The sequence below is a fragment of the Mucilaginibacter flavus genome (assembly GCF_030409315.1).
Classification (GTDB): domain Bacteria; phylum Bacteroidota; class Bacteroidia; order Sphingobacteriales; family Sphingobacteriaceae; genus Mucilaginibacter; species Mucilaginibacter flavus.
Genome location: NZ_JAUFPS010000053.1, coordinates 1 through 1,376 on the forward strand (window position 1 = coordinate 1; position 1,376 = coordinate 1,376).

The 1,376-nt window shown below is 36.6% G+C and carries 1 protein-coding gene; it reads right to left on the minus strand.

All coding sequences use genetic code 11. The features are described 5' to 3' along the window. Positions 1–33: 33 nt before the first annotated feature. Entirely contained in the window at positions 34–1,227 is a 1,194-nt protein-coding gene (locus QWZ17_RS23275) for an IS4 family transposase (protein WP_290307721.1), read from the minus strand. Between the last annotated feature and the right edge of the window lie 149 nt (positions 1,228–1,376).

The window sequence follows — 1,376 nt, forward strand, 5'->3', positions numbered from 1 at the left end:
CCTTGAGTGTTCGAAACCTTGAATAAAAATCAATCATCGGAATACTATATCCGGATTACCTCCGCATGCTTTAACAATGATTATTGTTAATAGTTCTTCCAACTCCATTTTGACCCTTCTTTTAGCTGTTTTGTATCCTACATTATTATACTTTTTATAGATATGGATCAGCATAGCCAGAATAAGGGTCATATAAAGGATTATTTTGATCCCATTTAGGTTAGTCGACAGGAAGTGACTGAAGTTAAGTTCCTGTTTAATAAATCTGAAAAACACTTCGATATCCCATCGCTGTTTATAGATCGTAATAATATCCTTTACGGGAATAAGTTCTTTATCAGCATCTTGCTTCATGTTGGTAACAAAGAGAATCAGTTTGTCTTCTTCATCTTTAGTTGTTATTAAACGAAATGGGACATCTACTCTTTTATTCTTACTGCCATAAAGATATACCCACTCATCTTTTAGTATGGTCAGATTACCTACCTTTCGGTTTACAGGAAGTAATAACTCTTCTATAACTTTAGATCTGCTATTTGTTCTTACCCTGGTAACAAATCGTAATTTCTTTTCATCCAAATCGACATATGCCCCCCGGTTCTGTACACCCCGGTCAAATACAAATACATTATCATTGTGCGTATCAACAAGTGCGAGAATTGTCTTTGGAATAGTCTTATCTTCACTTAGTTCTGCCTGTTCAGTAAAGACTTTTACACTGCTTGGCAATAATCCATCAAGAGATATCGTATACTTAATCTGTTTCCTCCCATCTTTTTTTATTCCTGTGATCATTCCTTTTTCCAGCTTGCTGGCGGTTTCAGCCACCATCGTAGAATCTACCCGGGTGATATTATACTTTAATGTTTCTTTCGGCTTAAAATGTTCATGGAATAAGCCATATATCATCTTGTATGACTCTTCAAAAAAGTCCAGATTCATGGTCGCAAGCCGGTCAGAAATGGAATTGTAACGGGTAGTCTGGCCGGAATCAAGATTAAACAAAAGTTTAAACCGGCGGGAGTTGAAAGTATCTTCCAGGCTCCGTAAACTTGTGCGCTCGTTTTCTGCCAGACCATACAAAAGCAGATAAAACATACTTCTGCCGAACAAAACTTTAGCCTGATAATCAACACCTGTTTTGGCTGCTAAGGCACTAAGGGACTGATCGGGTATAAATGTCAGTAGTTGCTTAACGGTTACTTTATCGAGATTCTCGGTTGTCATTAATGCCCGAAGATACATTGATAAGCGTTAAAAGAGGTCACTGAAGCATATCTTAATAATCACATTATCAAAATCTTACCAACATAAAATGTGAACAAACACCGAAAATAAAAATAAAAATCCACTTATAAGGTTTCGAACACTCAAGG

What these genes read in the sequence shown, in the direction of transcription:
- QWZ17_RS23275 (WP_290307721.1), bottom strand. Translation starts at nt 1,227, where the DNA reads ATGACAACCGAGAATCTCGATAAAGTAACCGTTAAGCAACTACTGACA.